Genomic DNA, 23,461 nt, shown 5'->3' on the forward strand with positions numbered 1-23,461 from the left:
CCGACACGCCGCGCGGGTTCACTGGCCCGAGGCCCCCTCTGCGGGGGTGGTGCCAGGTACACCCCCGCCGCCGGCTCCGGCCAGTACCTTCGCCTCCAGCGCGGGATCCAGGCCCACCGGCGGACGGCCCGGCCGCAGCGGCGCCTCACCGCCGATCTGGGTCAGCCACCGCCAGGTGTCGGCGACGGTCTCGGCGGCCGGGCGGCAGCGCAGCCCGGTGGCCAGCGCCCGCGACACGTCCGCGCGGTGCGCCGCGTCGTACAGCTCACTGCCCGGCGGCACCCACACGGGCAGTTGCGTCCACGGCTCGATCCCGGCCGCCACCACCGTCTCCGGGTCCGTCCAGCGCAGGTCCGCGTCCGCGCCGGTGACCCGGACACACGTCTGGAGCAGCTCGCCCATCGTGGTGTGACCCGGCGGGCCGATCAGGTCGTACGGCCCGCCGAGCCCCTGTGCCACCGCGCCGAGCACCCACTCCGCGAGGTCGCGCGCGTCGACGTACTGCACGGGCAGTTCACGCGGGCCGGGCGCCAGGACCGGGCCGCCGCGCGCGATCCGGGTCAGCCACCAGGGCAGCCGTCCGACGTTCTCGTACGGCCCGAGGATCAGCCCGGCCCGCACCAGCAGCGACCCCTCCGCGCCGAAGGCCTCCACGGCGGCCAGCTCACCGCCCCGCTTGTCCCGCGCGTAGTCCGTCGGTTCCGCGTCGGCGGCTGCGCCCTCGACCACCGGCCCCGCCTCGGCCGGGCCGCCCATCGACGGCCAGGGCCATGCGTAGACGGACCGGCTGGAGATGTACGCGTACCGTCCGGCACGCCCCCGCAGCAGCCGGGCCGCGTCCCGCACCGCGCGCGGCCCGGCCGACCAGGTGTCGACCACCGCGTCCCAGGTGCCGTCGTCCTCGTCGAGCGCCGCCAGTCCGCCAGGGGCGGTCCGGTCGCCGCGCAGCGCCCGCACACCGGGCGGCGGCGCGTGCCGTCCCCGGTTGAGGACGGTCACCCGCCAGCCCCGCCCGAGGGCGGCCGCCACGACCGCCCGCCCCACGAATTCCGTACCACCCAGCACGAGAAGTTCCATGCGGCCGATCCTGCCCTCCACGACGCTTCGGGAGGCGGAACTCTGCTGACGGCAGAGCGGATCAACGCCCTCCGGGCGGGGTGTACTTGTAGCCGACCCTCCGGACGGTCCGGATCGCCTCCCGGTGCCGCTCGCCCAGTTTCCGGCGCAGCCGGGCGATATGCACGTCGACGGTACGGCCGTCACCGACGTGCCCGTACCCCCACACCGTGGTGACCAACTGATCCCGCGTGTGCACCCGATCCGGATACGCCACCAGGTGGGCCAGCAGTTCGAACTCCAGGTAGGTCAGCTCCAGTTCCCGCCCGTCGACGCTGGCGGTACGCCGCCCGGCGTCGATGCGCACGAGCGGGTCGGCGTCCTCGCCGCCGACGGCCGGCGACTGCTCCGGCACCGCGACGGGCGGGGCGGGCGGGAACGGCGGCTGCTGGTCCGCCGGGACCAGCACGAGATAGCCGACCATCGGCGGCCGGCCGGGGAGAGCGGGCACCGTGTGCTCAGGGGCCGGCAGCCAGGTGGCGCCGGGCGGCAACAGCCCGGTGACGTCTGCGACCTCGTCACGGTCGACGGCACGCAGCCGCTGCCGGGCGGGGACGGTCACGGGGGAGGCGGGGGACAGGGAGGAACGAGTGGTCGCCATGCGAGATCAGCTCTTTCGCGCGAGGAGGTCGTCGGTCGGACGTACGTCGTCTCGCGCGGGGCCCGGCGGGGGGTGCTTACGCCGTCATCGGGTCCGCGCGTTCGTCGCGCGGCAACACACCCGGTCGAAGTCGTCATGCTGACGGGAAGGCCAGAACGGCTCCAGGTCACACCGACCCGTCACCCCGACCTGCCGAAACCCGACCATGCCCCACATTGAACCAGACCCCACCCCAACGCGGTAGCGCCCCGCAGGGACGCGCGGCTGCGTCAATTTCCGGCCCCGCCACGCGGGCGCGCCCGGCCACGAAGCACCCGCGGCCGAAACACGGCCGGATGCCCCGTAAGGGGCGCGGGGAACTGCGCGACCAGCCACAAGGCACCCGCACCCGGCAACGCGCAGAACCGGGCAGACGCGAACCCGCCCGGCACCGCACCGCAGATGCAGTCACCCGAACCTAGACCTGGCCGGCCTTCTCCAGCGCGGAGCAACACGTGTCGACCAGCAGCCGCGTCACGACGTACGGATCCACGTTGGCGTTGGGACGCCGGTCCTCGATGTACCCCTTGCCCTCCTTCTCGACCTGCCAGGGAATCCGCACCGAGGCCCCCCGGTCCGACACCCCGTACGAGTACCGGTCCCACGGCGCCGTCTCGTGCAGCCCCGTCAGCCGCTCGTCGATGCCGGCGCCGTAGTTCTTGACGTGGTCCAGCGGCTTGGACCCCTCCCCGAGGGACTCGCAGGCGGTGATGATCGCGTCGTAGCCCTCACGCATGGCCCTGGTGGAGAAGTTGGTGTGCGCGCCCGCCCCGTTCCAGTCCCCCTTGACCGGCTTCGGGTCCAGCGTCGCGGAGACACCGAAGTCCTCGGCGGTGCGGTACAGCAGCCAGCGGGCCACCCACATCTGATCGGAGACCTCCAGCGGGGCGAGCGGCCCGACCTGGAACTCCCACTGGCCCGGCATGACCTCGGCGTTGATGCCCGAGATGCCGAGCCCGGCCTTCAGGCAGTTGTCGAGGTGGGCCTCGACGACGTCCCGGCCGAAGATCTCGTCGGCGCCGACACCGCAGTAGTAGCCGCCCTGCGGGGCCGGGAAGCCGCCCTGGGGGAAGCCGAGCGGACGGGTGCCGTCGAAGAACGTGTACTCCTGCTCGATGCCGAAGACCGGCTCCTGCGCGGCGAACCGCTCCGCGACCTCGGCCAGCTCCGCCCGGGTGTTGGACGGGTGCGGGGTCATGTCCGTGTCCAGGACCTCGCACAGCACCAGGATGTCGTCGCCGCCGCGGATCGGATCCGGGCAGGTGAAGACCGGCCTGAGCACACAGTCCGAGGAGTGGCCCTCGGCCTGGTTGGTGGAGGACCCGTCGAAGCCCCAGAGGGGCAGCGCGTCGAGACCGGCCGGGGCATCCGTGACGATCTTCGTCTTGGAACGCAGCTTGGCCGTCGGCGCGGTGCCGTCGATCCAGATGTACTCAGCCTTGAAGGTCACGGGGCCACATCCTTCGGGGTGGGTCGGGCGCGGGTGCGGGGAGTGCGGCGCTGCGGCACCGGGGCGCCGTACCGAACTGCTCCGCAGCCTGTCAACAGGCCGTTTCCCGTCCATTGCCCGTGTGTGAACCCCGTGTTACCCGTGGACGCACGCGCTGCGCTGCGCTGACGGCGCCGGTCCTGCTGCTCGTGGCCGCGAACAGCAGGACCCATGACCCGACGGAGGTGGTGGCCGCGGCCGACCGCCTCAGCGACTTCCTGTCCGGTTGAGCCTCACCCCACCTTCTCGATCAGCGCTCGGCGGATCAGGAACTTGCCGGACTCCCGGACCTGCTCGAACGCGGAGTTGTTGAGCAGGACGCAGCTGCCGGAGACGGAGGTGACCTTCACCGTGGTCGACTTGTTGTTGTCCAGGTTGGTGACCTTCAGCGTCGTCCCGGCCGGGAACTGGTTGCTGGACGCGGCCGGGGCGCCGCCCTCGCCGGAGAGCGTGACCGTGGACCCCTTGCAGACCTGCTGCCCGGCACCGGCCTGCTGACCGGTGTCCTGCCCGGCACCGGCCTGCTGCCCGGTGTCCTGCCCGTCGCCGGCCTGCTGGCCAGCGCCCTGCTGGGCGTTCCCGCCCTGCTGACCGCTGCCCGTCTGCGCGTCGCCGCCCTGCCCCGACTGGGAGCCCTGAGCCGACTCCCCAACGGTGCAACCGGACGCCTTCTGCTGGACCTTGATCTGCGCGATGACCGCCTGCCGGTTGGCGATCCGGGCCGCCGACTGCGAGTCGGGACTGGCCTGCTGCCCGGCGATGAACCGCTCGTTGTTGCCGAGGGCCGTGGCCAGCCCCTGGCAGACGGTGGAGCCGTCCGCGGCGGACAGCGTTCGCGCGCCCGGCGGACTCTGCGCCGCGTTCGACGTGGACGCCAGCGCGAAGGCCCCGCCGCCCGCCACCGCCGCGGCACTGACGAGCAGCGCGATCTTCTTCTTCGTCCCGAGAGTTCTCCTACGCGACATGCGCGCCTCCTGAAGAGGTAGGGGAGCGTACGCCGCTATGTACGAGATGCCGAACGTGGTTACTCAGCGGTTCCGGGACTCAATCCAAGTAACCTGGATCACAGTGGAGTTGAGCGCAGTTCAGCTCCTGGTGCGGGACAGCGCCTCCTGTACGGCGTCCTCGCTGCGGGCCACCAGGGCGGTTCCGTCGTCCGCCGTGATGATGGGCCGCTGGATGAGCTTGGGGTGCTCGGCGAGGGCCGTGATCCACCGGTCCCGCGACGCCTCGTCCCGGGCCCACTCCTTGAGTCCCAGTTCCCTGGCGTCCGCCTCCTGGGTGCGTGTGATGTCCCACGGCTCCAGCCCGAGCCGGTCGAGCACGGCCCTGATCTCGGCCGCGCTCGGCACGTCCTCCAGGTACCGCCGGACCTTGTACTCGGCCCCCTCGGCGTCCAGCAGACTGATGGCGCTACGGCACTTCGAGCAGGCCGGATTGATCCAGATCTCCATACCCCCACGGTACGCGAGGATCTCCCTGCGCCGGTGCACCGGGGACACCTCCGCCGGCCCCCTCTGTTCGATTTTCGGCCGTCTCCCGGGCCCCTCTCGACACGGCCGTGACACACCGACAATTACCCGGCCCACCAGCCGATTTGCCCGTCCGGGCGGACTGCTCGATGTCAGTGGTGGGCAGTAGACTGGAGTCAGTGTTCGAGAGCATCGCCGGGGCGTCCGGCGCATGCTCTGATCGCGACAGGAGGATGCCCGTGCCCGCTGCCGCACTCAAGCCGAAGCCGTTGCCGACCCAGTCCACCGCCAGGCGTGCCGTCCGGCTGGACTCGCCGTACGTGCCGCTGGAGAAGCGCCCGCTGCCCGCCGGGCGGCCGCGCGAGTGGTACCAGACGCACAACCGCCGCCTGAAGGCCATGCGCCTCGCCATCGCCCTGCTGGACTCCGGGGTCTACCTGCCCGACCAGGCCCGCGACGAGACGATCCGGGACACGGCGGAGACGATAGGCGTGCACCCGCCGTCCGCCACGACGTGCCGCATGGTGCGGGCGTTCATGCGCTACCACCGCTGACGCGACGGGGTCATCGGGCGCCGGGTGCTCCGCCGCACGAGGCGGGGCACCCGGCGCCTCCCCGCCGCCTGCCGCCACAGCACCCCCGGCAGGGAGGACGCACCCCCCGCCGGACGGCTCACGCGGACAACTCCTTCTCCAGCGGCGTCCGGAAACGCGGCGTGATCCTCGTCGTACCCGCCCACCCCCGCAGCCGCTCGGCCTCCGCCGCGACGGCCGCCGCGGCCTCCGCGCCCGCGCCGTCCCGCTCCACGATCCGCCAGACGATCTCGCCGTCCGGACGCCGGCCCCAGCCGCCCACCACCCGGCCGTTCCACCACACCGTCGGCCCCACGTTGCCGCTGCGGTCGAAGAGCAGGGGGCGCATGTCCGGGGCGAGGTACCAGTCCCGCTGCTGCCAGCCCATCGCCGTCGGATCCAGGCCGGGCAGCAGGGCCGCCCAGGGCTCCTCCGGGGGCCGTACCGGAGCCGTGTCGCCGGCGGTGACGTATCCCGTGCCCTCGTCCAGGGACACCTCCCGCGCGCCGATCGCCGCCAGGGCCCGGCGGACCTCGGTCACCCGCCAGCCCGTCCACCACTTCAGATCCGCCTCCGTCGCCGGGCCGCACGCGCCGAGCCAGCGCTCCAGCAGCTCCGCCTGGGCCGCCGCCGGGTCAAGCTCCGGGTGCGGGGGCGCCACCGCCCAGCGGAACTGGGTGGACGTCCAGGAGCCGAGCGGGCGGCCACGGACCACCTTCCCCTCGACGCCCAGCACCCGCAGCAGGCGCGAGGAGACCGTGTGGACGCCCTCGTAGCTCTTCCCCGCCGCGTACGCGAACTGTTCGCGCAGGCGCGGCTCGTCCACCGCGAGCTCCGACGCCGTCGCCTGTCCCCTCCGGGCCAGCGCGGCCAGCGTCGAGACCTCCACCTCCGTCAGCCAGGCCGCGTCCGGGGCGCCCGCGTCGGCCATGTCCTTCACCAGTTTCGCCCGCTCCCGGGCGGCCACCGTCAGACCGGTCGAGGCGTGGACGACCGCCGTCAGCTCCGTGGGGAACACGAACACCGTGTGCCGCATGCCGTGCATGCGCACGAGCGTGCGGTCCTCGTACAGCGCGCGCTCGGTCTCGGGCAGCGCCTTCGCCGGCTCGGCCAGCCGCGCGGCCACTGCCAGATACACCGTCGCCGGATCCGTGCCGTGCAGCGCGACCAGCGAGCCCGCGACCTCCTCGGGACTTCCCGCGCGCGCCGCACCCGCCAGCCGGTGCCGCAGGGCCAGCCGGGCCCGCCGTTCCGCCGCGTCGATGTGCCGCCGCCCACTCTCACCCATGCCGACCTCCACCCGTCACATCACGTCAGCTCCGACTCCTGCCCCCATCCTCTCCGACCCCACTGACAATCGACCGTCCCGCCCGCGCCACCGTACGGAAAACCAGGTGCACGCCCCGTAACCGCCTCCCTACGCTGAAAGGGCGTCACGAAACCGGCAAACCACACCCACGGAGGTCCGACATGCGCAGTTTCGTCCTCGCCGCGACCGCCGTCCTGGTGGTCCTCGGCATCGAGAACCACGTCTGGTGGCTGGCCGCCGTCACCCTGTTGTGCCTGTACGTGAGACACGGCAGGGGCTCGCCCGGTACGGCCCCTCCCACCACCGGCACACCCGCGCCCCCGCCCGACTCCTACCGCGCCTACCGCGACCGCCGGGACCGCCAGGCCAAGTGGGAGCGCCGCTACCGCCGCGAGCGCCCCTTCGAGGCCCGGCGCCAGGAGCATGGGCGGACCAAGTGAGGCCCGGCGCCCCCGGTCACAGGCCGGGGGCGCCCCACACGGGGAACCAGCGGCTCAGGTCCTGCTCGATCCGCAGGTCGTTCGCGAGGGTCGCCTTCAACTGCAGCTCCAGCGCGTTGTCCCGGCGCTTCGCCCCGCCGGGCAGCGGGGCGAAGGGGTAGAACGCGCCGCGCTTGTACAGGTAGACCAGGGCCAGGCGGCGGTCCCGGTCGTCGGTGAACGCGGCCAGGGAGCACAGGAGCTGGGGGCCAAAGCCGTTGACCTCCATCGAGGTGTTCACCGCGTGCAGGTCGGTGACCAGCTCCGGCAGCTCGTCGGGGGCGCGGTGGGAGACCAGCCACGAGTAGCCGTAGTCGTCCTGGCTGAACGCCACCGGCGGCCCGGTGCGGTCGGTGTCCGCGTCGAGCAGGGCCTGGACCTCCCGGTGGGTCTGCTCGAAGGCCGCGCCCTCCACCGTGGCGAAGCAGACCGCACCGGCCCCGGTCGGTGTGAAACCGGCCGAGGCCTGGAGCGTGATCGCCGCCGACGGCAGCCCGAACAGCTGATCTAGGTCGGGCGCGACGGGTTTCGTACGGCCCAGCAGGATGTCCAGCAGCCCCAAGACTCAGCCCGCCTTCCCCGGTGCCGCCGCCTCGCCCAGCTCGGCGGAGATACGGCCCAGCTGCTCCAGCCGCTGCTCCAGCGTCGGGTGCGTGGAGAACAGGCGGGCGATGCCGGGCTCGGCGCCCAGGGCCGGGGTGAAGTAGAACGCGTTGAACGCCTGGGCGGTGCGCAGGTCCTCGCTCGGGATGCGGGCGATGTCCCCGGTGACCTTGGTCAGCGCGGACGCCAGCGCCGAGGGGCGCCCCGTCAGATGGGCCGCGGCCCGGTCGGCGGCCAGCTCCCGGTACCGGGACAGGGCCCGGATGAGCAGGAAGCTGATCGCGTACACGGCGGCCGAGACACCCATCACGATGGCGAACACGGCCATCGTGTTCTGGTCCTTGCGGCCCCGGAACAGCTCCGAGTAGAACGCGAACCGGACCATCAGGCCCGCGATCACGCCCAGGAAGGACGCGACCGTGATCACGGCGACGTCCTTGTGCGCCACGTGCGACAGCTCGTGCGCGAGGACGCCCTCCAGCTCGCCCGGCTCCAGTCTGCGCATCAGCCCCGTCGTCACGCAGATCACCGCGTGATCGGGGTTCCGCCCGGTCGCGAACGCGTTCGGCATGTCCATCCGGGACACGGCGACGACCGGCTTCGGCATGTCCGCCTGTGCGCACAGCCGGTCGATCACCCCGTGCAGGTCCGGATACTCCTCGCGCTCCACGATCCGGCCGTGCATCGCGTACAGCGCGATGCGGTCGGAGAACCAGTACTGGGCGACGAGAAGCCCCGCCGCGACCACCACGACCAGCACCCACGACTTCAGCAGCACGATCAACGCGGCGACGAAGCCCACGTACAGCAACCCGAGCAGGAACAGCGTGACCCCCATACGCACGGTCAACCGCCGGTCGCTCCGGAAGCGGCTCTGCATCTTGCATCACCCCGCAGTCAGGCACTCGTCCCGCTGTCCAGTGTGCACCTGCCGACCCCCATGAAGCGGTCCCGATCGCCCCTAGGAGCAGCAAAAGCTCCCGGTATGTCGCCACCCGTCGCCGACAGTCACCCCCGGCCTCGCAACCGTTGTACCGCCTGCTCCGCGCGGGCCCGCAGCCGGTCGTCCGGGTCGCCGAGCAGCACCCGGGCGGCCCGCATGCGTACGGCCGCCTCGTGCGCGCCGATCAGCCGCGCGGCGGACGCCCGCACCCACCGGGGCCGCCCGGTGTCCAGCCGCTCCAGCAGCCAGTCGGCGGGCAGTGCGTCGGCTGAGGCCGCCAGGGCCAGGGTGGCCTCGCGCACCACCCCGGGTGCCGGGTCGTCCAGCAGCCGCCGCATCCGGGGCACGTCGGTGACGTCCAGGGCCCGCAGGCCGGCCACCGCCTTCGCCCGGACCGCCGGAGCCGGATGCTCCAGCAGGGGCCACAACAGGGCGGCGTCCGCCCGCTGCCCGCACTCGCCGAGGCCGAGCGCGGCTCCCGGCGGCAGCGCCGGGTCGGCCGGGTCGGCACACCGGTCCCGGTACCAGGGCAGCGGGTCGGTGCCGTGCTGCCGTACGACGTACCGGGCGCAGGCCCGGACCAGAGCCGACCGGTCCGCGAGGAAGGGGACGGCTCGGCGGGGCCGGCCGAGCCGGCGCAGCGCGGTCACCCCGGCCGACCGGGCCCGGGGACCGCGGGCACCGAGCAGCACGGCCAGCACCGCCTCGGCGTCCTCCTCGGTCACGGCGGCCAGGGCGGCGTCGGCGGACCGGCTCTGGATCACCGCGTCCTCGTCGTGCGCGGCGGCGCGGGCCAGTTCAACAGGGGAGAGGAGACCCCGGCCGGTGGCGATGCCGTACGCGTACCGTCGTACGCCCCGGTCGGCACCGGTGAGCAGGGGCGCGAGCACGCCCGCGGAAGCCCCGGCGAGCAACTCGCCCACCCGGTCCGCGGCGAAGTCGCCCCGGCCGCGCCGGCCGAGGCGCAGCACCAGGGGCGCCAGCCGTACGGCCATCTCCTCGTCCAGCGCGTCGGTGAGCCGTTCACGGGCCCGGTCCCGGACCGGGGCGGCCCAGTCCGCGCAGCGCAGGACGACGAGCGGCAGCAGCGCGGGCCGGCCGGCGGCACGCCCCAGCGCCCGGTGCCGGACGCGGCCGTCGCGATGGCACAGGGCGAGGGCGAGCTGCCCGTCGGTGAGCGTGGCACCGGCGCGCAGCGCGGCGATGAGGGCCCGGCCGCCGTCGGACCGCTCCCAGTCCGGGTCGGCGTACCAGTGGTCCGCCCGGGTTCCTTCGTCCAGGGCGATCCAGGCGTCCGGGTCGCCGGTGTCCAGGGCCTCGTGCGGGGTGGCGCCGGCGGCGAGGTGCCGCGCGGCGCGAATGCCCTCTCGCCTGTCCGGGAGCACTAGTACGGGGAGCTGAGCTGGGCGTAGCCGAGGAGCAGGATCACCGCGGCCACGCAGCCCAGGACGATGGCCGTGGACACCCAGGACGAGCGGCGGGGCGCCACCGGCTCGGGGTCGGCGCGGAAGGGGGCCGGTTCCGGCGGGTTCTCCTTCCAGCGGGCGGCCAGCATCCGGGCGCGGGCGGACGGCTCCTTGTGCTCGGCGGAGTTCGCCCACCGGTGATCGAACTCCCGCTCCCAGTCGTCCTGTTCAGTCATCCCCGTGCAACCTCTCTCCGTCCGGCGGTCAGGGAGGATGATCCCCCGACAATAGGAAGTCTGGGAAGCGCAAAAGGTTGCACGGGCCCCGGGAACGCGGGACGCCCCCGCCTCCGGAGAACCGGAGACGGGGGCGTCGGCGACGCACAGGGACGGCGACGGCACACGAGACCGGGGCCGGCCTCGGGCCGGACTACACGTCGAAGTACAGCTCGAACTCGTGCGGGTGCGGGCGCAGCTGCAGCGGGGCGATCTCGTTCGCGCGCTTGTAGTCGATCCACGTCTCGATCAGGTCCGGCGTGAACACGTCGCCCTGGAGGAGGAACTCGTGGTCGGACTCCAGGCGGTCGAGGACCGCGCCGAGGGAGGTCGGGACCTGCGCCACGTTGGCGTGCTCCTCGGGAGCCAGCTCGTAGAGGTCCTTGTCGATCGGCTCGGCCGGCTCGATCTTGTTCTTGATGCCGTCCAGGCCCGCGAGCAGCAGCGCGGAGAAGGCCAGGTACGGGTTGCCGGAGGAGTCCGGGGCGCGGAACTCGACGCGCTTGGCCTTCGGGTTCGAACCGGTGATCGGGATACGCATGGCCGCGGAGCGGTTGCGCTGCGAGTACACCAGGTTGATCGGCGCCTCGAAGCCCGGCACCAGGCGGTGGTACGAGTTCACCGTCGGGTTGGTGAAGGCCAGCAGCGACGGGGCGTGCTTGAGGATGCCGCCGATGTAGTAGCGGGCGGTGTCCGACAGGCCCGCGTACCCGGCCTCGTCGTAGAACAGGGGCTCGCCGTTGCTCCACAGCGACTGGTGCACGTGCATGCCCGAGCCGTTGTCACCGAAGATCGGCTTCGGCATGAAGGTCGCCGTCTTGCCGTTCTTCCACGCCACGTTCTTCACGATGTACTTGAAGAGCTGGAGGTCGTCGGCGGCGGCGAGCAGCGTGTTGAACTTGTAGTTGATCTCCGCCTGGCCGGCCGTGCCCACCTCGTGGTGCTGGCGCTCGACCTTCAGGCCGGACCGCTCCAGCTCCAGGGAGATCTCGGCACGCAGGTCGGCGAAGTGGTCGACCGGCGGGACCGGGAAGTAACCGCCCTTGTAGCGGACCTTGTAACCGCGGTTGTCCTCCAGCGCACCGGTGTTCCAGGCGCCCGCCTCGGAGTCGATGTGGTAGAAGGACTCGTTCTCCGCGGTCCGGAAGCGGACGCTGTCGAACACGTAGAACTCGGCCTCGGGGCCGAAGAACGCGGTGTCGGCGATCCCGGTGGAGGCCAGGTACGCCTCGGCCTTCTTCGCCACGTTGCGCGGGTCACGGGAGTACTGCTCGCCCGTGATCGGGTCGTGGATGAAGAAGTTGATGTTGAGCGTCTTGTCGCGGCGGAACGGGTCCACGCGGGCGGTGGACAGGTCGGGGCGCAGGGACATGTCCGACTCGTGGATGGCCTGGAAACCACGGATCGAGGATCCGTCGAAGGCCTGCTCGTCGTCGGGGTCGAACGCCTCGGCGGGCAACGTGAAGTGCTGCATGACGCCCGGCAGGTCGCAGAACCGGACGTCGACGAACTTGACGTCCTCGTCCGCGATGAACTTCTTGGCCTCGTCGGCGTTCTGGAACATCCAGCTCCTCCTACTCCCGACCGTCCCGCCGGGGTGGTAGATCGTTCGTGCGGCCAGTGCGGTGGCACACGCTGTCCTCGACCCTAGGGACGTGTGATTTCTCGGGCGTGACCCATTTGTTTCGCAGAAGTTAACCGGCCACCGTTCCACGTTAGCCCCGACACACCCCTCGGCGCCTCCGCCACTTTTGCGGGCCGGTACCGTGGACGGGTGGACAACAGGCAAGCACTCGGATCGTGGCTCTCGGGGCCACGCGCGGCCATGGAGGACGCCGGGGCCGACTTCGGTTACCGGGGCGAGCAGCTCGGTCTCCCCGAGGCGGGCCCCAACTCGATCGCCCGGCCCGGCAGGCGGCTCGGCGCGATCGCCGTCGACTGGGCCCTTTGCGTACTGATCGCATACGGCCTGATCACGCATGGCTACAGCCAGGCCACCAGCAACTGGGCCCTGCTCATCTTCTTCGTCATGAGCGCCCTGACGGTCGGCACGATCGGCTTCACCCCGGGCAAGCGCCTCTTCGGCGTCCGCGTCCTCTCCCTGGAGACCGGCACGGTCAACCCCCTCCGCTCCCTCCTCCGCACCTTCCTCCTCTGCCTCGCCATCCCCGCCCTCATCTGGGACCGAGACGGCCGAGGCCTCCACGACCGCCTGGCGAAGACGGTGGAAGTCCGCATCTGAGAGCCGCGTTCGTATACGCCGAAGGGGGCGCCCGGAGTGATCCGGGCGCCCCCTTCGGCGTACGTCGCGTGTGCGTGCCCCGAAGGGGCGCGGGGAACTGCGCGACAAGCCCCCACCGGCCGGCAGCCGACGAACTACGGAACTACCGCCCCCGCGGCCCACCCTTGGGCATCCGCATCCCCTTGGGCATAGGCCCCTTCGGCAACGGCATATTGCTCATCAGATCCCCCATGGCCCGCAACCGGTCATTGGTCGCCGTCACCTGGGGACCGGCCAGCACACGCGGAAACTTCAGCATCGTCGTGCGCAGCTTCTTCAGCGGGACCTGGCCCTCGCCGTTGCCCACGATCACGTCGTGCACCGGCACGTCGGCCACCACACGGTTCATCTTCTTCTTCTCGGCGGCCAGCAGGCCCTTCACCCGGTTCGGGTTGCCCTCGGCGACCAGCACGATGCCGGCCTTGCCGACCGCCCGGTGCACCACGTCCTGGCTGCGGTTCATCGCCACCGCCGGAGTCGTCGTCCAGCCCCGGCCGACGTTGTCCAGGACCGCCGCCGCCGCGCCCGGCTGGCCCTCCATCTGCCCGAACGCGGCCCGCTCGGCCCGACGGCCGAACACGATCGCCGTCGCCAGGAGGCCCGCGAGCAGGCCCAGGATCCCGAGGTAGACCGGGTGGCCGATCGCAAAGCCGATCGCGAGGAGGACAACGAGGGTTCCGATGCCGACGGCCGCGAGTACAAGACCGATCTTTGTGTCGGCCTTGCGGGTCATCTTGTAAGTGAGAGCGATCTGCTTCAGTCGCCCCGGGTTCGCGGCATCCGCCGCCGTTTCCTTCCTCGCCATGTCACGAAGTCTACGTGGCCCGGAGGAGTGAACACGACGGCAGTACCCGGCCGCGCGGGGAACTCAGGGGCGGCCGGCGGCCCGGTCCAGGACGCGCTGCGCCTCGACGCGGTCCTTGGCGCGGCGGCGGTCCTCCAGGACCGAGGTCCAGGCGTTGCGGCGGGCGGTGCGCTGGCCGCCGCTCATCAGCAGTGACTCCACGGCGCGCAGCGCGCTGGTGAAGGACGGAATGGCGGTGGCGCGAACGGGCGCGGCCTGCATGATCGGGGTCCCCCCTCGGGACTGGTGAACGTACTGTGATTCCGGGGCGCGGTTTCGGTGCGTGAATCCAGTGTCACTGACAGGTGTTACCAGCGCATGACCGGACGGTCAAACACCCATGAAGGATCGGTTCCGCTCCCGGAAGCCCCGGGGAGTGCCCGGAAGACGCCGACGCGGCCCCGGCGGGTGCCCTCATCAGCGAGGACGGCCGGGACCGCGTCACCTCGGCCATTACTGGCCGGTAATTCCTTGTGCGTGAATTCACACAGCCTGCGAGGCGATGTAGGCGCCTCCCCGCTGCGGAGCAGCTGATTGACGCTGCTCGATGGCCATCTGGTACAGCCGCCCCGCCCGGTAGGAGGAGCGGACCAGCGGGCCGGACATCACACCGGAGAAGCCGATCTGCTCGGCCTCCTCCTTCAGCTCCACGAACTCGTGCGGCTTGACCCAGCGGTCCACCGGGTGGTGGCGCACGGACGGGCGCAGGTACTGGGTGATGGTGACCAGCTCGCAGCCCGCCTCGTGCAGCTGGCGCAGCGCCTCGCTGACCTCTTCGCGGGTCTCGCCCATGCCGAGGATCAGGTTGGACTTGGTGACCAGGCCGTAGTCGCGGGCGTCGGTGATGACCTTCAGCGAACGCTCGTAGCGGAAGCCGGGGCGGATCCGCTTGAAGATCCGGGGGACCGTCTCGACGTTGTGCGCGAAGACCTCGGGGCGGGAGGAGAAGACCTCGGCCAGCTGCTCGGGCACCGCGTTGAAGTCGGGGGCGAGCAGTTCGACCTTGGTACGGCCGTCCGCGCGGTCCGCGGTCTGCGCGTGGATCTGGCGGACCGTCTCCGCGTACAGCCAGGCGCCGCCGTCCTCCAGGTCGTCGCGCGCGACCCCGGTGATCGTGGCGTAGTTCAGGTCCATGGTAACGACCGACTCGCCGACGCGGCGCGGCTCGTCACGGTCCAGCGCCTCGGGCTTGCCCGTGTCGATCTGGCAGAAGTCGCAGCGCCGGGTGCACTGGTCGCCGCCGATGAGGAAGGTCGCCTCGCGGTCCTCCCAGCACTCGTAGATGTTCGGGCAGCCGGCTTCCTGGCAGACCGTGTGCAGGCCCTCGCTCTTCACGAGGTTCTGCATCTTCGAGTACTCGGGGCCCATTTTCGCCCGGGTCTTGATCCACTCGGGCTTGCGCTCGATGGGGGTCTGGCTGTTGCGGACCTCCAGGCGCAGCATCTTGCGTCCGTCGGGTGCGACTGCGGACACGACCGGCTCCCTGTGACTTCGATTCTTCGGCGCACACCAGCGTACGCCCGTGCTGTTCGCGCCCTGCCAGTGAGGCCAACCTCATGACCGCAGGGCGCATTCCCCGGGCAGGGTCTAGGCGGATGCCTTCTCGATCACCCTCGGCTTGAGGTCCGCGTTCTCCAGGACGTCCTTCAGGTGCTTCTCCACCACCGGCAGGACCTCCTCGACCGTGATGTCGCGGCCCAGCTCGTTCGCGAGGGAGGCGACGCCCGCGTCGCGGATGCCGCACGGGATGATCCGGTCGAACCACTTGTTGTCGGGGTTCACGTTGAACGAGAAGCCGTGCATCGTGACGCCCTTGGCGACGCGGATGCCGATCGCCGCGATCTTGCGGTCCTCGCGGCGCTGCCCGGCGTTCGAGGGCGCGTACTCGGGGCCGTTGAGGCGGGGGTCGAACTCCTCGTCCGTCAGGCGCGGGTCGAAGTCGAGGGACAGCCCGCCGAGCGCCGGGCGCTGCTCCACCGGGTCGCCGAGCACCCACACGCCGCTGCGGCCCTCGACCCGGGTGGTCTCGACGCCGTACTCGGCGCAGACGCGGATCAGGGCCTCCTCCAGGCGCCGGACGTGCGCGACCACGTCCACCGGGCGGGGCAGCTTCTGGATCGGGTATCCGACCAGCTGGCCCGGGCCGTGCCAGGTGATCTTGCCGCCGCGGTCCACGTCGATGACCGGGGTGCCGTCCAGCGGGCGCTCGTTGTCCGCGGTGCGGCGGCCGGCCGTGTACACCGGGGGGTGCTCCAGGAGCAGCACGGTGTCGGGGGCCTCGTCGGCGAACCGGGCCGCGTGCACCCGGCGCTGCTCGTCCCAGGCCTCCTGGTAATCGACGGCATCCGCACCGAACCCCATGCGGACGAACCGCAACTCACTCACGGCAAGCGCCTCCCTCAGCGACCGGCGTCAGGCGCGAAACGCGCCCACGCCACTGTACGTCCGCCCCGCGAACGTCAGCCCTGCGGCCAATCCTCACACGATCGGATGAATGAACCGGGAAGAGTGCGATCACCTGCTCACTCTCCGCTACATTCGCGCCGTTCGTGAGGCCAAAAGGGCAGCTCACAGGCAATCCCGGCACCTCAGAGGCCTGGAAGGCAGGAGACCGCACCGCACCATGACGGACCGACCCGCGCAGCGCACCCCCAACCGCCAGCTCGCCGCGCTCATCGCAGAAGCGGGGTTCTCCAACGCGGGTCTCGCCCGACGCGTCGACCAGCTCGGCCTGGAACACGGGCTCGACCTCAGATACGACAAGACATCCGTCACCCGCTGGCTGCGCGGCCAGCAGCCCCGGGGTACGACCCCGGCCCTGATCGCCGAGGTGTTCACCCGCCGCCTCGGACGCCGGCTCACCGCCCAGGACCTCGGCCTGGACGCCTGCGCGCCGGTGTACGCCGGACTGGAGTTCGCGGCGAGCCCGGAGGAGGCCGTGGACATCGTCAGCGGGCTGTGGCGCAAGGACTCCGGTAGCCACGGCGAACTGCGCAAGATCGCGTTCACCCCGGCCGGGCTGGTCGTGCCCAGCCGGGACTGGCTGATCGGCAAGGCCGACGACCGGGTGGCCCGCGAGCGCACGCCCCGGGTACCGGCGCAGGGCAGGCCGGGCCCGCACAAGCCGGCGCCCGGACCCGGACGCGTGGAGTCCGCGCCCGCCCTGCCGCCCCGGCCGCGCGCACAGGCCGAACGGGGCGCGGGGCACAAGGTCAGCGGTGGCGACATCGCCGCGCTGCGCTCCGTGGGTGAGCTGTTCCGCACCCTCGACGACGCCTACGGCGGTGGCCACGCCCGGCAGGCCCTCGTGCGCTACCTGGAACACGAGTGCGAGCCCATGCTCCGCGGCGCCTACGACGAGCCGACCGGCCGCCGCCTGTTCGCCGCGGCCGCAGACCTCACCCGGCTCGCCGGCTGGACGTCGTACGACATCGCGGCGCACGGACTCGCCCAGCGCTACTTCGTACAGGCGCTGCGGCTGTCCCAGGCCGCCGCCGACCGTGCCTACGGCTCCTACGTGCTGGTCACCATGAGCCGCCAGGCCGTGTACCTCGGGCACGGCAGGGAGGCCGTCCAGCTGGCCCGGGTGGCCCAGCAGGGAGTCGGCACCGGCGGCCCGCCGGTCGTGCAGGCGCTGCTGCACGCAGCGGAGGCGCGGGCGCACGGGGTGCTCGGCGAGGTGCGGGCGTGCACCGGCGCACTGGTCCGGGCCGAGCGCGCCCTGGAGGCGGCCCGGCCCGGGGACGAGGTGCCGCACTGGGCCCGGTTCTTCGACGAGGCACAGCTCGCCGACGAGTTCGGGCACTGCCACCGCGACCTCCAGCAGTTCCGGTCGGCCGCGCAGCACGCCGAACGGGCCCTGCGGCTGCGGGCCCCCGCGCATGCCCGCAGCCGCCTGTTCTGCCGCGTCGTCCTCGCCACCGCCCGCCTCGGCCTCGGCGAACTCGACCAGGCCTGCACCCTGGCCGCGGAGGCCGCCGGCCAGGCCGCGGAGATGCGCTCGGTCCGCGCGATCGAGTACGTCCGTGACTTCGAGCGCCGCCTGGAGCCCTACAAGGACGCCGCCCCGGCGAGGGGCTACCGGGAGAAGGTGGCGGCCCTGGGCTGAGAAGGGTCAGGCTGCCCGGGGGAGGCTGGCGGGCGGGTCGGCCCGGTGGAGGGAGCCGGCCGCGCCGAGGTCCGTCAGGATGGCGGCGGCGGCGCGGTGGGCCGAGTGGAAGGCGCCCTGCACGGTACTGGTGTCCCGGTGGTCGCCACAGACATACAGACCCGCCAGGATGCGTACCGGCCGCCGCAGGTCGTGCGGCGGCCGCATCGCGGGCACCGCCTCGGGCGTGTGGCGGACGGCCAGCGTCTCCCAGCGGCGCGTCGAGGTGCCGTACAGGCGGGCGAGATGGATGCGTACGGCCGTGTCGACGCCCTCGGGCGGGGTGCCGAGGACGGTCGAGGAGATCAGCACCCGGCCCGCCGGCGCCCGGCTCGGGTCGACATTGCTGAGCACCGCCGTGTGCGCGACCGGCCCGCCCCGGTCGGCGTCCAGCAGCAGCGAGGTGCCCGTGGACAGCGCCGGGGCCGGATCGTCCGTGGTGTGGTGCAGCACCGTCACCGGATGGAAGTCCGGTACCCGCAGCCCCGGCAGCAGCTCGGCCGCGGCCCGCGCGTCCGTCGCCAGCAGCACCGCCCGGCAGCGGATCTCCCCGTGCTCGGCGGTGGTCACCGAGGTCGTGGACACGGAGGTCGCCCGCACCCCCGTGCGCACCGTGCCCGGTGGCAGCGTCCCCGCCAGGAGTTCCGGCAGTACGTCGGCGCCTCCCTCCGGCACGCACAGCCGGCCGCTCGCGAAGGAGCGCAGCGCCAGGTCGGCGCACCTGCTGGACGTGGTCAGCTCCGGATCGCACAGCAATGCGGCGAGCAGCGGGCGCAGAAAGCCATCGATCGTCCGGGCGGGCACCCCGCGCGCCGCGAGGGCCTGCGCGGCGGGCAGTTCGGGGCGCGTCAGGACGCGCTCGACGGGCGTCGCGGCGATCCGCGCCAGCGCTGCGCCGAGGCGGGCCTGGTCCACGGCGCCACCGAGGGGGGCGCTCGTGCGGCCGGGGACCGCCGGCCCGCGGGGGGCGCTCGCCAGGGCGCGCACTGCGTGAAGTGCGCCCCTTGCGCTCCGTCCGCCCGCCGGAGTTCCCACCCGGTGCCTGCGGCCGTCGCGGTGCAGCAGCACGCCCGGCGCGAACCGGCGCAGGGCGAGCCCGTCGAGGCCGGGGGACAGGCCGAGTTCGGGGTAGGACGTGGAGAGCAGCTGTCCGATGCGGTCGAGCCGGAAGCCGTCGACCTTCTCGGTCGACATGCGGCCGCCGACCCATGGGGCGGCCTCCAGGACCGTGGTCGTTACTCCTGCGCTGATCAGCCGATGAGCCGCGGAGAGACCGGCGATTCCGGCTCCCACGATGACGACGTCCACCTGGTACGCGGGCTCAAGCACGAGGCCCCCTCCTGTGGTTGCGCGGCCGGTGGAGACGTCATGCCCCCAACAGGCCCCAGGGATACCCGAGTTCCGGTCGAGGTTAGGCCCACGACCGGTCACAGGCAGTCGCGCACCAACAGAGCACAGTCGCACACCGGTCGCATACGCTCACCTTCGATCCCCCGGCCCCTCGATCCCCTCGCCCCCTTGTTCCCCCGGCCCCCTGGAACCCGCCGCGACGGCGTTCGTCCCCACGCGCGGCTCGGCGGTGCCGAACCGCCCCAACCCGGCCCGCCCCAACCGGCCCTGCCCCCAGCCCCGCTGTGTCCCGGCCTAACCCGCGGAGCGGATCGCCGCGTCGATGGACGGGAACGCGAACCTGAACCCCGACTCCAGCAACCGCTTCGGCACCACGCGCACACTGCCCAGCACATCCCCGGCCATCTCCCCCAGCACCGCCCGCAGGACCGGAGCCGGGACGGCGAACACGGTCGGCCGGTGCAGTACCCGGCCCATGGCGGCCGTCACCTCACGGTTCGTCAGCGGCTCGGGTGCCGTCAGGTTGAACGGTCCGGACAGAGCCTCCGCGTCGATGAGATGACGGATCGCGGCGATCTCGTCGTGCAGCGCGATGTACGACCAGTACTGGCGGCCGTCGCCCAGCCGCCCCCCGAGCCCCGCCCGGAACAGCGGGAACAGCCGCCCCCAGGCGCCGCCCCCGCGCGCGATCACCAGTCCCGTGCGCAGGAACACCGTCCGTACGCCCGCCTCCCGCACCGGCTCCGCCGCCTCCTCCCACTCCACGCACACCGACGGCAGGAACCCGTCACCCGGCGGGGCGCCCTCGTCGACGATCCGGTCACCGGTCTCGCCGTAGATGCCCATCGCGCTGCCGTTCACGAACACCCGCGGCGGGTCCGGCAGCGACGCCACCGCCTCCGCCAGCGCCGCCGTGCCCAGCACCCGGCTGTCCCGGATCCGCCGCTTGTACTCGGGCGTCCAGCGCCGGTCACCGACCCCCGCCCCCGCCAGGTTCACCACCGCGTCACAGCCCGCCAGACCCGCCGCGTCCACCCACTGCCGGCCGGGATCCCAGCGCACCTCGCCCGCGCCCGAGGGCGCCCGGCGGACCAGACGCACCACCTCGTGCCCGTCCGCGGCCAGCGACCGGACCAGGGCGCTGCCGATGAGACCGGACGCACCGGCCACCGCGATTCGTGAACGCTCCATACGGCCATCCTGCCCGGCGCACCTTAAGGTTGCCGTCATGCCGGACCCGTTCATACCCGTCGCCATCCGCGCGGCCCAGCCCGCCGACGACGCCGCACTGAGCCTCCTCGACCGGGAGACCTGGTCGACCCTGCACGCCGTCATGCCCGAACCCCAGCCGCCGTACAGCCCGTTCTTCGGTGACCGGGACGACCCCCGCGACACCCTCGTCGCCGAACTCGGTCACCAAATCGTCGGCTACGTCAGGCTCGGCCTCCCGACCCCGCTCGCCTCCAACGCCCACGTACGGCAGATCCAGGGCCTCGCCGTCCACGACGACGCCCGCGGCAAGGGCGTCGGGCGCGCGCTCGTCCGGGCCGCCATCGCGGAGGCGCGCGAGCGGGGTGCGCGGCGCATCACCCTGCGCGTCCTCGGCCACAACACCCCGGCCCGGGCGCTCTACGCGTCCGAGGGGTTCGTCGTCGAGGGCGTGCTCCCGCAGGAGTTCCTCATCGGCGGCGAGTACGTCGACGACGTGCTCATGGGCAGCCCCCTGTAGGCGCGCGCGGACCATCCGCCCCTGCGACGTGATCTACGACGTGACCAGGCGGCCCGTGTCCACCGCCGTCGTGGCGGTCGCCGCCTGCCGGGCGTCGCCCGCCACCTCGGCCGCCGTCAGCGCGTACCCCGTCTCCGCGTCCGAGGTGGAACGGGCGAAGACCATGCCGAACACCCGGCCGTCGGTGGTCAGCAGCGGCCCGCCGGAGTTGCCCGGCCGGACCGTCGAGCGGACCGAGTAGATCTCCCGGGTGACCGTCCGGTCGTTGTAGATGTTCTGGCCCGTCGCCCGGACCCGGCTCGCCACCGTCGCCGCCCTCAGGTTCAGGCCGCCGTCCTGCGGATAGCCCGCCACCACAGCCGCCGCGCCGCGATGGGCGTCGTCGTCGAAGCGCAGCACCGGCGCGTGCAGCCCCGGCACGTACAGCACGGCCACGTCCCGGTTCGGGTCGAACAGCACCACCCGCGCCGCGTACGAAGGCCCGACACCGCCCACCCGGACGCTCGGGTGGTCGATCCCGGCCACCACGTGCGCGTTCGTCATCACGTGCCGCGCCGTGTACACGAACCCGCTGCCCTCGCGGCCCTCACTGCCCGAGAGCCCCTCGATCTTCACCGTGCTCCGCTTGGCCGCCTCCGCCGCGGCCGGCGTCACATTGTCGCCGGAGGGCTCGGGCACGCGGGCCGCCGCCTCGTTCTCGAACGGGTTGAACACCTGCGGGAAGCCCGCCTGGGTGAGGGCGGACGTGGCCCGCGAGAACCAGGCGGGCGTGGTGTCCGGCATCGCCTCCTGCACCGTGCCCAGCAGGGCGGAGTTCCGTATCGCCGTGGACAGGGTCTGCGACGGGGTCGCCGCCAGGACGCTCGCCGCGACCCAGGCCACGACCAGCACCGCGACCGCGTTGGCCGCCGCCCCGCCGATCCCGTCCGCCACCCGCAGCGGCCCCCGGTCCAGCTCCCCGCGCAGCCGCAGCGCCAGCCGCCCCGCCAGCTCGTGCCCCACCACGCCGGGCACCAGCACCGTCAGCACCGCGAGCACCGTCGACGTCGTCGACCCGCGCGCGGCCAGGCCCGTCACCCAGGGCAGCACCCACACGCCGACGGCCGCGCCGCCCACGAACCCGGCCAGCGACACACATCCGGCCACCAGCCCACGCCGGTACCCCGACGCCGCGTAGCCGACGATCAGCAGCACCAGCAGCAGGTCGAGCAGGTCCACGCAGCCGCCTTTCTCTCGGGCCCCTCACCACGAGCCGTACCGGCCATGACGGGCGGACATGCCCGATGGTCAGCCACGCGCGTGCGGCCGGCCACCGGGCCGCGCACCGGCCACCGTGCGTGTACCACCAGAAACGTCCCGGACCGGAACAATGGTTCCACCACATGGCACAGCACACATCGCGGACGCGGTCGTACGACCCGACAGTGGGACCATGCGTGTCCTGCGAAGAGCGCGGGCGGGCCGGCGACGGCGCCGCGCGCACATACCCGGCGCGGTGCTCGTGCCGCTCGCCTGCCTGCCCGGACTGGCCGCCGTCCTCGCCCTGGCCCTGTGCGCCCAGGGCGTGGAGCGGGCCGTCACGACCCGCCTCGACCGGCCCGTCCCGTCCACCCGGCCGGCCGCCGCCGATCCGGCGGCCGCGCACCGGGCGCCCCGGCCCCGGATCGTGCTCCGCGCCGCCTGGCTCGACCCGGCCACCCGGCGCGACCAGCCGCCCCCGCGCTACGACGACAAGGTGGTCGCCGTCTTCGTCCACCACACCGACTCGCCCAACACCTACCGGTGCGCCGACACCCCCCGGATCATCCGGGACCTGTACGCCGGCCAGACCAGCGGCGCCCGCGACTGGGACGACATCGGCTACAACTTCCTCGTCGACCGCTGCGGCACCATCTACGAGGGCCGCGCCGGGGGCGTCGACCGGCCGGTCACCGGCGCCCACACCAAGGGCTTCAACCACCGCACCGCCGGCATCGCCGCCATCGGCACCTTCACCGCCGGGGTGCCCGTGCCCCGGGCCATGACCGACGCGATCGCCGCCCTCGCCGCCTGGAAACTGGGCCTCGCCGGCGTCGACCCGCGCGGCCGCACCCGCCTTCTCTCCAGCAGCGGCCTCAGCCGCTACCGGGCCGGCACCACCGCCACCCTGCCCACCCTCGCCGCCCACCGGGACGCCTACATGACCAGCTGCCCCGGCGCCGCCCTGACCGCGCTGCTCCCGAAGATCAGACAGGAGGCGGCCCGCCTCCAGGGGCGGCCGGTCACAGGAACCTCCTGAGGCGGCACCCGGCCCCCCGCGCGCACGGGGACACACGCGCCCCCAAGTCCGCCCGGTGGCAGGGAAATCGGGCTTGTTTGCAACTTGGCGCACGGATTCGGGAAGCCTAACCTTTTCAGGGCAAAGTCAGGCAGGAGTGAGTGACCTGCGGTCGGGTTGGTGCCGCGCACTGGCCACTCCCGCCGTCGTCCTGCGAGGGCCCGCGCGCGTGCGATACGGTGCGTGCGGACCGGCGAAAGCGGGAAATACGGGGGTTTCCAGGCATGGCGCAGCCTCGCACCGTACGGTCCCGACCGCGGGGTGAGAGGGAGTCAGGGGTGGGCGACGGTGACCTGCTCGCACGGGGGTGGCGCAAGAGCAGTGCGTGCGATCCGTACCAGTGCGTGGAAGTCGCCCTGATGGACGGGGGAGTTCGGGTGCGTGTGTCGCATCGTCCGGACGGGCACGTGATCCCTTTTCAGGCCCGGGCCTGGGGGGAGTTTCTGCGCGCGTTATGCGGTAGAACCCTGGAGGGACCGGCGTGAGGAA

At 72.7% G+C, this 23,461-nt stretch carries 25 protein-coding genes; 7 read left to right on the forward strand and 18 right to left on the reverse strand.

All coding sequences use genetic code 11. The features are described 5' to 3' along the window. Positions 1-18 precede the first annotated feature (18 nt). The 5 genes from ABZ854_RS14495 to ABZ854_RS14515 form a co-directional block, all read right to left on the reverse strand. Positions 19-1,077: an NAD-dependent epimerase/dehydratase family protein gene (locus ABZ854_RS14495; RefSeq protein WP_361209471.1), complete on the reverse strand. Its 1,059-nt coding sequence runs from the start codon at positions 1,075-1,077 to the stop codon at positions 19-21. A gap of 61 nt (positions 1,078-1,138) precedes the next feature. After that, positions 1,139-1,717 (reverse strand): winged helix-turn-helix domain-containing protein, encoded by a 579-nt coding sequence (locus tag ABZ854_RS14500; RefSeq protein ID WP_361209474.1) that lies wholly within the window; start codon positions 1,715-1,717, stop codon positions 1,139-1,141. A gap of 457 nt (positions 1,718-2,174) precedes the next feature. Continuing rightward, entirely contained in the window at positions 2,175-3,206 is a 1,032-nt protein-coding gene (glnII, locus tag ABZ854_RS14505; protein ID WP_361209477.1) for a glutamine synthetase, read from the reverse strand. Positions 3,207-3,478: 272 nt separating this feature from the next. After that, positions 3,479-4,210, reverse strand: coding sequence for a hypothetical protein (locus tag ABZ854_RS14510; RefSeq protein WP_361209480.1), 732 nt, complete (start codon positions 4,208-4,210; stop codon positions 3,479-3,481). A 120-nt stretch (positions 4,211-4,330) separates the two neighbouring features. Then, complete coding sequence (locus ABZ854_RS14515) at positions 4,331-4,699, reverse strand: arsenate reductase family protein (protein WP_361209482.1); 369 nt, start codon at positions 4,697-4,699, stop codon at positions 4,331-4,333. Between the two features lie 257 nt (positions 4,700-4,956). On the opposite strand from ABZ854_RS14515, the gene ABZ854_RS14520 reads away from it, so the two are divergent. Then, on the forward strand, positions 4,957-5,271 hold the full coding sequence (locus ABZ854_RS14520; RefSeq protein ID WP_361209485.1) for a hypothetical protein: 315 nt from the start codon (positions 4,957-4,959) through the stop codon (positions 5,269-5,271). A gap of 118 nt (positions 5,272-5,389) precedes the next feature. Here the strand turns inward: ABZ854_RS14520 and ABZ854_RS14525 are convergent, their stop codons facing one another. After that, the gene (locus ABZ854_RS14525; protein ID WP_361209488.1) at positions 5,390-6,577 is read right to left on the reverse strand and encodes a winged helix DNA-binding domain-containing protein; all 1,188 of its coding nucleotides are present in this window, start codon (positions 6,575-6,577) and stop codon (positions 5,390-5,392) included. A gap of 182 nt (positions 6,578-6,759) precedes the next feature. Here ABZ854_RS14525 and ABZ854_RS14530 point away from each other — a divergent pair, with 182 nt between their 5' ends. Then, positions 6,760-7,038 carry a hypothetical protein gene (locus ABZ854_RS14530; RefSeq protein ID WP_361209491.1) on the forward strand — a complete coding sequence of 93 codons (279 nt, stop codon included), beginning with the start codon at positions 6,760-6,762 and terminating at the stop codon, positions 7,036-7,038. A gap of 16 nt (positions 7,039-7,054) precedes the next feature. Here the strand turns inward: ABZ854_RS14530 and ABZ854_RS14535 are convergent, their stop codons facing one another. The 5 genes from ABZ854_RS14535 to glnA form a co-directional block, all read right to left on the reverse strand. Continuing rightward, complete coding sequence (locus tag ABZ854_RS14535) at positions 7,055-7,639, reverse strand: hypothetical protein (RefSeq protein WP_361209494.1); 585 nt, start codon at positions 7,637-7,639, stop codon at positions 7,055-7,057. Between the two features lie 3 nt (positions 7,640-7,642). Then, positions 7,643-8,560, reverse strand: coding sequence for a zinc metalloprotease HtpX (gene htpX, locus ABZ854_RS14540; RefSeq protein WP_361209497.1), 918 nt, complete (start codon positions 8,558-8,560; stop codon positions 7,643-7,645). A 128-nt stretch (positions 8,561-8,688) separates the two neighbouring features. Beyond that, on the reverse strand, positions 8,689-10,008 hold the full coding sequence (locus tag ABZ854_RS14545; protein ID WP_361209500.1) for a HEAT repeat domain-containing protein: 1,320 nt from the start codon (positions 10,006-10,008) through the stop codon (positions 8,689-8,691). Then, positions 10,008-10,265, reverse strand: a complete 258-nt coding sequence (locus tag ABZ854_RS14550; RefSeq protein ID WP_361209503.1) for a hypothetical protein — start codon at positions 10,263-10,265, stop codon at positions 10,008-10,010. Before ABZ854_RS14550 ends, ABZ854_RS14545 begins: the two co-directional genes overlap by 1 nt. A gap of 193 nt (positions 10,266-10,458) precedes the next feature. Beyond that, positions 10,459-11,868 carry a type I glutamate--ammonia ligase gene (gene glnA, locus ABZ854_RS14555; RefSeq protein WP_129309515.1) on the reverse strand — a complete coding sequence of 470 codons (1,410 nt, stop codon included), beginning with the start codon at positions 11,866-11,868 and terminating at the stop codon, positions 10,459-10,461. A gap of 210 nt (positions 11,869-12,078) precedes the next feature. Here glnA and ABZ854_RS14560 point away from each other — a divergent pair, with 210 nt between their 5' ends. Further along, positions 12,079-12,546, forward strand: a complete 468-nt coding sequence (locus ABZ854_RS14560; RefSeq protein ID WP_361209506.1) for an RDD family protein — start codon at positions 12,079-12,081, stop codon at positions 12,544-12,546. Positions 12,547-12,688: 142 nt separating this feature from the next. Here the strand turns inward: ABZ854_RS14560 and ABZ854_RS14565 are convergent, their stop codons facing one another. From ABZ854_RS14565 to lipB, 4 genes are all read right to left on the reverse strand, one after another. Then, positions 12,689-13,390: a DUF4191 domain-containing protein gene (locus tag ABZ854_RS14565; protein WP_361209509.1), complete on the reverse strand. Its 702-nt coding sequence runs from the start codon at positions 13,388-13,390 to the stop codon at positions 12,689-12,691. A 63-nt stretch (positions 13,391-13,453) separates the two neighbouring features. Beyond that, positions 13,454-13,651, reverse strand: coding sequence for a hypothetical protein (locus ABZ854_RS14570; protein WP_129309518.1), 198 nt, complete (start codon positions 13,649-13,651; stop codon positions 13,454-13,456). 261 nt (positions 13,652-13,912) lie between these two features. Next, positions 13,913-14,902, reverse strand: a complete 990-nt coding sequence (gene lipA, locus ABZ854_RS14575) for a lipoyl synthase (RefSeq protein ID WP_361209512.1) — start codon at positions 14,900-14,902, stop codon at positions 13,913-13,915. A 114-nt stretch (positions 14,903-15,016) separates the two neighbouring features. Continuing rightward, entirely contained in the window at positions 15,017-15,814 is a 798-nt protein-coding gene (gene lipB, locus ABZ854_RS14580) for a lipoyl(octanoyl) transferase LipB (RefSeq protein WP_361209515.1), read from the reverse strand. Positions 15,815-16,052: 238 nt separating this feature from the next. Between lipB and ABZ854_RS14585 the strand changes: the two genes are divergently transcribed. Further along, positions 16,053-17,537, forward strand: coding sequence for a regulator (locus ABZ854_RS14585; RefSeq protein ID WP_361209518.1), 1,485 nt, complete (start codon positions 16,053-16,055; stop codon positions 17,535-17,537). A gap of 6 nt (positions 17,538-17,543) precedes the next feature. Here ABZ854_RS14585 and ABZ854_RS14590 read toward each other — a convergent pair whose 3' ends face one another. Together ABZ854_RS14590 and ABZ854_RS14595 are read right to left on the reverse strand one after the other, a co-directional pair. Continuing rightward, positions 17,544-18,905: an NAD(P)/FAD-dependent oxidoreductase gene (locus ABZ854_RS14590; RefSeq protein ID WP_361209521.1), complete on the reverse strand. Its 1,362-nt coding sequence runs from the start codon at positions 18,903-18,905 to the stop codon at positions 17,544-17,546. Positions 18,906-19,220: 315 nt separating this feature from the next. After that, positions 19,221-20,117, reverse strand: coding sequence for a TIGR01777 family oxidoreductase (locus tag ABZ854_RS14595; RefSeq protein WP_361209524.1), 897 nt, complete (start codon positions 20,115-20,117; stop codon positions 19,221-19,223). 37 nt (positions 20,118-20,154) lie between these two features. Between ABZ854_RS14595 and ABZ854_RS14600 the strand changes: the two genes are divergently transcribed. Continuing rightward, on the forward strand, positions 20,155-20,655 hold the full coding sequence (locus tag ABZ854_RS14600) for a GNAT family N-acetyltransferase (RefSeq protein ID WP_361209527.1): 501 nt from the start codon (positions 20,155-20,157) through the stop codon (positions 20,653-20,655). Between the two features lie 33 nt (positions 20,656-20,688). Here ABZ854_RS14600 and ABZ854_RS14605 read toward each other — a convergent pair whose 3' ends face one another. Further along, positions 20,689-21,873, reverse strand: a complete 1,185-nt coding sequence (locus tag ABZ854_RS14605; RefSeq protein WP_361209530.1) for a MarP family serine protease — start codon at positions 21,871-21,873, stop codon at positions 20,689-20,691. A 214-nt stretch (positions 21,874-22,087) separates the two neighbouring features. Here ABZ854_RS14605 and ABZ854_RS14610 point away from each other — a divergent pair, with 214 nt between their 5' ends. Both ABZ854_RS14610 and ABZ854_RS14615 read left to right on the forward strand, forming a co-directional pair. Further along, a complete protein-coding gene (locus ABZ854_RS14610) occupies positions 22,088-22,933 on the forward strand; it encodes a peptidoglycan recognition protein (RefSeq protein ID WP_361209533.1) in 846 nt (281 codons plus the stop codon). A gap of 263 nt (positions 22,934-23,196) precedes the next feature. Continuing rightward, the gene (locus ABZ854_RS14615) at positions 23,197-23,457 is read left to right on the forward strand and encodes a DUF397 domain-containing protein (protein WP_361209536.1); all 261 of its coding nucleotides are present in this window, start codon (positions 23,197-23,199) and stop codon (positions 23,455-23,457) included. Positions 23,458-23,461: the final 4 nt, after the last annotated feature.

The sequence above is a fragment of the Streptomyces sp. NPDC047028 genome (assembly GCF_040644095.1).
GTDB lineage: Bacteria > Actinomycetota > Actinomycetes > Streptomycetales > Streptomycetaceae > Streptomyces.